The following is a 7,213-nucleotide window of genomic DNA, read 5'->3' on the forward strand; positions in this document are numbered from 1 at the left end:
AATTCTACAATCTGCCCTTCAAACATGGTTCCTTTTGGCTCGATAACCCAAGAAACATTATCTAAAAACGCATTCACTGCCTGTTTATATTCTTGAAACAACTGAGCAATAGATTGCTCGTTCATATTCTCCAGAAAGTCATATAACGGCTTTAATAATTGCTCTTCATCAAATTTTACAGGTTTTACCTTAGGTAATTCTTCAAAAACATACCGCCTCACAATATGAGAGGTTTCTGCTAAGAGTTTCAAACGATCTTGTGGTTCTTTATCGAGTAAAATAACTGCAGCAATATTGCGCATTCTTCTTTTTTGTCGTTGCTGAGCTTTAGAAATTTCTTCCCGAACTTTTACCCTCTGTTCTTCAATTTGCTTTTTAAGATTTGTGATCTCAACAGACATTGCCTGTTTTTGTTCTTGTATTTGTTTGACCTCTTTAATAAGTTTCGTTTTTTGCTGTAAGACAGGCGCTAAGATATCTGCATGAATATGATCTCTTTTGGTTTTTTCTTTATAGTCTCCCCGTTCTATACGCTGATCTAAATAATCTTGGCACCATCTTGCCCAAGAGGATTGTAATGCCCCTCTAGGACGCTTCACCATAGGATCAAGCACTTTTTCCATCTCAAACAAGGCTTGTATCGATTTATTAACACTAATAACTTTCTTTGTTTTATCTGATTTTCGTTGTTTTTGTTCATGAACAGGGGAAACAAAAACATCAATAACGCCACTTCCAGCTTCATCCCGATCATATCGAAGTCCCCAAACAGAACCTTGACCTGCCCAACTTTCTACCCACTCCCTAGCATTTTCAAATAAAGCCTTTACTCTTGGATTATCAGGATCATGAGGATCGCCTGTTTCTTCTAACCATTCTGGACTAATCACTAAGAGTAAATGTTCTGCAAGGCTTGAGTTTTTACGTTCTCCTGCTGCAAGCTCTTTCTTATGGATTTTAAAAGCCTCAACATAATCTAATTCTTTTCCAATCCCTGCTTTAGACCATGCAATAGGTTTTTGATCAGGATGGATGCTTCTTTTTTGAGAGGTTATATCTAATCGTTGCGCATGATCTTGAGCAGCAGAAAGGGAATGATGTCCATTTAAAGATTTAATACTAGAAGCCCTGACGGCACATTTAAAGTGAACCATGAGTTACCCAAAGAAATTAAAGAATATAGAAGTAGCATAATCTTATTTATTTTACAAATAAACAACATATTGAGTATTCTAAATCTCTTTCAGAGATTTATCGCTCCGCTGAATACATATGGCAAAGAGTTTCACCCCTCTGCACGCCCCTTAGAAAGAAATATATTTTGGTAAAATATGATCGGTTAACCAAACCCCATTATCCGCTTTAAAGAACTTAAAACCCTCTTTGACCATCTTCAGAAATCGTAAAACGTTGTTTATTGTTTGTCCGAACCGTTTCTAAGAGTTCCTCTAAACTAAGTTTATATCCTGCTTTTTTGGCTTTAGAGATAAGTTGTTTAATATCTGTCCACCCATTTTGATCTAAGGTAATCCCAATGCGTTCAGGAGTATGACGTAAAACCAAACTAAGCATTTTACTAATTTCTTTACTCATTGAATAAAACCTTCAAAATTAGAAAATAGAGAATTAAAAACTCTGTTTACTTCTTGAGCAATAACTTAAATCATCAATATGCACGTAAATGCCATTTTAAAGCTCCTACAATGCATTTAATTTGTTTCATATCAAAATCCTATATAAAAACTATTTAAATGCATTGTAGAGTAATTTAAGAGCGTTTAAAGTATTATTTATTTAAAATGTAGAAGTTTATGTTAAAAATGCACAAACACAAATTTTGATTTTTAAAAATTAATTTGTTTATGTGTATTTTTTATGAGTTATCCACAGGGTAGAAATAAAATTTTCTTATTATAAATTTATTAAAGTATTATTAAGGATCATCATCCACAAGATAACTATATGAAAATAAATAATAAATTATCCACAATGGTTCGTGAAATGACGTAATATGGTTCGTGAAATGACGTAATATGGTTCGTGAAATGACGTAATATGGTTCGTGAAATGACGTAATATGGTTCGTGAAATGACGATAATAAATCTTGCTTTATTTTTTATAATTACGTTATGGTATTAGCCATAATAAAAAAGGGCAGTTGCACCAACAACCACCCTTTAGCAACCATTAATTTTATAATCTTTTCGACAGGACATAAAACAATGATTAATGCCGAGAATATCATTCAACATGAATGTGAAGCAACACAGAAAAATAAAAAAAAGAAACATCTTTCTCCAAAAAAACATAAGCAAACAGATTTCTTTATTGCCGATATATTTAATAATCTGACATTTCAAGATGATATAGCCAGTATGGAGCACCCCTTATTTGCTTTAAAAGCTGGAGATATTAAGACTAGAAAATATGAACATAATAATTTTAATATTACTATAGCTCCTAATGCCGAATATGGCATGGCGACCATTCATGACAAAGATATTTGGATTTATTGCATATCAAAACTCATGCAAGCCATTTATGAAGAAAAAGAAATAAGCCGAACTGTTCATTTTACTATCTATGATTACCTTATGACCACAAATAGAGGTGTAAGTGGGCAGTATTATGAGTTGGCAAAAACTGCTCTCGAACGATTAGCTGGAACACGTATTACAACGAATATTGAAACAGCAAAAACAAGAGAAGCACATGGTTTTGGTTTAGTTGATACTTGGCGTGTTGTTGAAGAAAAAGATGGACGTATGGTCAGAGTATCCGTAACCCTCCCAGACTGGCTCTATCGTTCTGTAACGTCTAATCAAGTCCTAACTATTAGTCCAGACTATTTCAGACTTAGAAAACCACTAGATCGCCGTATTTATGAACTAGCTCGTAAACATTGCGGAAGCCAAAAAGAATGGAAAATAGGTTTGGAGTTACTATTAAAAAAGACTGGTAGTAGTCAGAAATTAAAAGTCTTTAGATGGTCAATTAAATCTCTAGTAACAACAAATGAACTACCAGATTATAACGTAACCTATGATCTTGAGAATGATATTGTAATTTTTACGCAAAAACAAAAGCCTACAAAATAATATTGCACTACATTTGTAATTACATTATAATCTACTTATTATAATATTATTTGAAAGCAAAAAATAATGAGTACTATTCAAATTAGAGTAGATGAAAACTTAAAAAAGGATGCTTATAAAGCTTTTGATAATCTTAACTTATCTCCCTCAGAAGCGTTAAGACTATTCTTACGTTATGTTGCTGAAAATAAAAAATTACCTTTTTCGGAAGTTTCAGTGATAGTCAGTGATAATGATAAAGACGATGATATTTTAGCGGTTGTCCGTGAACGTTTAAACAATCCTGCCAAACGTATCAGAGTTAATTTAGATGACCTTTAAAATTGACTTTGATGAAAGAGCTTTCAAAGAATGGTATAAACTCGATAAATCTATTCAAGCGCAATTCAAAAAGAAGTTAAAACAATTACAAAATAATCCCTATATTGAATCTGCCCGTTTACATGGAGACCTTGCTAGCTGTTATAAAATTAAATTACGATCTTCTGGTTTTAGATTAGTTTATCAAGTCATTGATGAAGACATTGTAATTTTAGTTATTGCTGTAGGGAAACGTGAAGATAAAAAAGTTTATGAAACAGCTAATACTCGATTAAATAATAAATGAGTAATATCTATAAACTCATTAAAATTGTTTTTTATCCATCAAACGAGTTTAAAAAATCATAACAACTTTCAGAAACCCAATCAAAACCATTTTCATTTCGAAAAATTTCAAGTTCTTTTTTCATATCATTACAATAAATAATAAATGTTTTTTGACCTTTTTGAGAAAGCCTACTAAAAGAAGCATCATAAAACTGTTTATATATCAAAACCTGTTTATATCTATAAATGGTATTGGGCACTTTCAAAAGTAGAAGCTGTGCATCTTGAAAAAATTGCAAAATCTTATTTGCCTCAACTTCTTTCATAGATAATAATAAATACAAACGAGCTTGTTGTGTATCTATTGCATCAGTATTATACTCATGATGTCTTTCTGCTAAAGAATATGCTGTTTTTAAATAATTTTGTGCATTTTTTAAACTATTATGTGTTAGGTGAGCCATAGCATATTGAACCCAATAATTAGGATCGTTTACTAACCATGGAACAATTTTTTTCAAATCATCGTAATATCTTTTTAAATTATTTAACTTTCTATCATCCTCTGGCAAGATTTTTTCAATTGTAGAAGATTTCAAAAATTTTTTTCGTATCTCTTTTAAAAATTCATCATTTTTTACGCTTTCTTTTATAAAAGCATCTAAATTTTCTACTACTCCTAATAAAGTATTAATAATATATTCTGCATCATAAAAACCACTTGATCTAATAATATTTTGGCACAAAACACTTGATCTTTTTTCAATTATATTTTCATTTATTAAAAATAATTGTCTAAGATTATCATTATTCTTAAATTCAGAGAGACGTATTGAATTATTACCAGATAAAAGAGATATTGTGGTAAAATTCAAAATTACATCTAAAAAACCTAGTAATGAAATAACAAAAATAGTTTTTTTAGCATCTTTATTATCAGAAAACACTGATAATACAGTGAGTATTTTTAACTGAATATTTTTTGATTCAAATACCTTTAATAATATATAGGATATCTGAGATTGATATTTATCTCGTAGCTCTACTACTTTTTGTTGTGGAGATTTTCCTGCACGTTCTTTCCATAAACTTAAATTATCAATTATCCTAATAAAATCATTAAATTCTTCCTCATCAAGATTATCTAAGGAAACTTCGTAAAAATTTATGCTTTTTGAAATTTTTACAATTTCAGGAATATTACGTCTTGAAGTTGCTACAATACAAATATTTTTTGGTTGAATATTATTATAATGTTTAATAATATCCTTATATTCTAATAGATTATCAATTACAATAATTGACCTTTTAAATGAAGATGCTAATTTATCTATATCACCTATACAATCTTGAACACCTAATTCCATATTTTTACGAGGCTCATATATATTATAGGCACCAGTTTTTGAAAGAAGAAATTTTAATTGCGTTAAAAAAATAGTCTTACCATTACCTAAATTACTATATAATAAAACATTATTTTTTGTTGAAATTGCCTCTAACACTTCTTTTAATGATGTTCTAGTAGATAATTGCCTATATTCTGATTCAAGATCCGACAATAAACTTTTCTCATCTAGATTACCAAAAACTAAAAATTTTTCAATTTCTTCATCTGGTAAAATAGTATTATGATTAATTTCTGGAGGATAATAAATATTCAAAAAAGTCGTATCTGTATTATTACTGTTATATAATTGAATTTCTTTAATATTATCTTCAATTAATTTAGAAAATCCATCTACTCCTACAGAAAGAACTTTGCCATATTTTTCAAAAAAGTTCACTTCTTTTGTACTAGCATTACTAGACGTAATTATAAATATTTTTTCTTTTAGTATGTTTTGTTGATCAGCAAACAATTTCCTAAATTCATAATCATAAAAAGAGTAGCCAACTATCACAATTCCAGGGCATTGTTCTAAATCTTTTTGAAAATAATAAAACCATGGATTTTTAATAAAAAAAGATCCATTTATATATGAATCTTGAGATAATTTGAATTCATTTAATAAAGTTTCTTTATTTAAATTACTAATTAACCCATTAAGATGAATACAAAGTTGCCCATTTTGATAATAATTTTCTATACTTTGTAAAGGTGTTACAGAAGAAAATATTTTATCATTGAATCGAGACGCTATCTCAAAAACCTCATCATAATTAGTCGTGTAACACCTACGCCAAGGTACAGATGCTATTAATTTATGCGTTTCACTTACATCTTTAATTGTATAATTTTCTTTTAAAATACTAATTAGCGTTTCTGGTGAAAAAACATCTATAAAAGTATCTGTAATAATTTGTAAATTATTATCACTAAGTAATTCTGCATATTCCTGATCTTTATCTAGTATGTTGTTTTTTAATATCTTTGCTAAATCACCTCCCTTTGGTGGTGATATATTCAATGTATTCGTTGCTCCGTGCGAAAACCCTGCACCAGTGAAAAGCATACTTTTTCCAGAAGCAATTACCTTTAGTAATCTTCTTGTAACTTCGATATCAACCATACTAAATTACCTTAACTTAATTAAATTTGTCATACTGATATGTAATGAAAAATTTATTTATATGTTAAATTAGAACACAAACTTTCAATCTTGTCATAAATTTATTGATGTATAATTTATAATGTTACTTTATAAATTTCATTGATCATCAAAGATACATAGTGCAAAAAACAAATTATCTTCAATTATGAGTAAATAAAATGCCTATTGTTTCTATTTCTGAAGCTGCTCGTTTAACTGGTAAAGCACGTAGCACAATACAGACTTATCTCAAAGCGGGTAAAATTTCAAAAACTACAGATCATCATACAGGCAATACAGGTATAGAAATATCAGAATTGATAAGGATTTTTGGTAATATTAACATTCAAAACACTATGGATACTACATGTAGTGAAAATGTAGCAATCAGTCAACAAACTACAAGAAAAACTACAGATACTACACAAAATAATACAGTTACCACTCAATCTCAAAACAATGAGATACAACAGTTAAAATCAGAAAATGAACGTTTAAAAGCTGTTTTAGAAGCCAAACAAGAGACGATAGATAGTTTACAGGTTGCATTGAAGCTATTGGAGCATCGCAAAGAAAAAACAGAGACAGTCGCCACACCAAAAGAAAAACAGACTGAGCCATCACCTTCAGAAAATACCCCTACAGACCACCCCATAGAAATCACAGAACCTTCTAGGACAGGCTTTTGGAGTGGTTTTAAAAAACTCTTTCAATAATAAAAACTTATCCACATTTTTGTGGGTAAGACTGTTTTTAAGTATTGTATGACGATCTATTTTTAGAGCTTAAGCAAGAGATTTGAGCAGATTTTTCCTTACATCGAAGGACTATTATCCCAATAATCGTCATATTCTTCCTCGTCATGATCTTGCTTAATCGCTTGAGCAATCTCTATTTGTTGAAGTTCCATATTGAAAATAGAACTTAATTGATCAAATATTTTGTCTAACGCTGGTTTTATCTTTTCTAGAATAGCTTTAAATAATGCTGCA

The 7,213-nt window shown here is 29.8% G+C and carries 7 protein-coding genes; 4 read left to right on the forward strand and 3 right to left on the reverse strand.

The window, feature by feature from the left end; all coding sequences use genetic code 11:
• Together QJV27_RS11025 and QJV27_RS11030 are read right to left on the reverse strand one after the other, a co-directional pair.
• A partial coding sequence (locus tag QJV27_RS11025) for a hypothetical protein (protein ID WP_281449061.1) occupies positions 1-1,154 on the reverse strand: 1,154 nt, incomplete at its 3' end.
• 217 nt (positions 1,155-1,371) lie between these two features.
• On the reverse strand, positions 1,372-1,593 hold the full coding sequence (locus tag QJV27_RS11030; RefSeq protein ID WP_281449062.1) for an RNA 2'-phosphotransferase: 222 nt from the start codon (positions 1,591-1,593) through the stop codon (positions 1,372-1,374).
• A 630-nt stretch (positions 1,594-2,223) separates the two neighbouring features.
• Here QJV27_RS11030 and QJV27_RS11035 point away from each other — a divergent pair.
• The 3 genes from QJV27_RS11035 to QJV27_RS11045 all read left to right on the forward strand — a co-directional run bounded on the left by QJV27_RS11035 (position 2,224) and on the right by QJV27_RS11045 (position 3,706).
• Positions 2,224-3,099 carry a replication initiator protein A gene (locus QJV27_RS11035; RefSeq protein WP_281449063.1) on the forward strand — a complete coding sequence of 292 codons (876 nt, stop codon included), beginning with the start codon at positions 2,224-2,226 and terminating at the stop codon, positions 3,097-3,099.
• Positions 3,100-3,165: 66 nt separating this feature from the next.
• Positions 3,166-3,420 carry a type II toxin-antitoxin system RelB/DinJ family antitoxin gene (locus tag QJV27_RS11040; protein WP_281449064.1) on the forward strand — a complete coding sequence of 85 codons (255 nt, stop codon included), beginning with the start codon at positions 3,166-3,168 and terminating at the stop codon, positions 3,418-3,420.
• A complete protein-coding gene (locus tag QJV27_RS11045; protein ID WP_281449065.1) occupies positions 3,410-3,706 on the forward strand; it encodes a type II toxin-antitoxin system RelE family toxin in 297 nt (98 codons plus the stop codon). Before QJV27_RS11040 ends, QJV27_RS11045 begins: the two co-directional genes overlap by 11 nt.
• A gap of 31 nt (positions 3,707-3,737) precedes the next feature.
• Here QJV27_RS11045 and QJV27_RS11050 read toward each other — a convergent pair whose 3' ends face one another.
• Entirely contained in the window at positions 3,738-6,200 is a 2,463-nt protein-coding gene (locus tag QJV27_RS11050) for an SIR2 family protein (protein ID WP_281449066.1), read from the reverse strand.
• A gap of 200 nt (positions 6,201-6,400) precedes the next feature.
• Here QJV27_RS11050 and QJV27_RS11055 point away from each other — a divergent pair, with 200 nt between their 5' ends.
• Complete coding sequence (locus QJV27_RS11055) at positions 6,401-6,937, forward strand: hypothetical protein (RefSeq protein WP_281449067.1); 537 nt, start codon at positions 6,401-6,403, stop codon at positions 6,935-6,937.
• Positions 6,938-7,213 lie beyond the last annotated feature (276 nt).

This window comes from Commensalibacter oyaizuii, from assembly GCF_029953265.1.
GTDB lineage: Bacteria > Pseudomonadota > Alphaproteobacteria > Acetobacterales > Acetobacteraceae > Commensalibacter > Commensalibacter oyaizuii.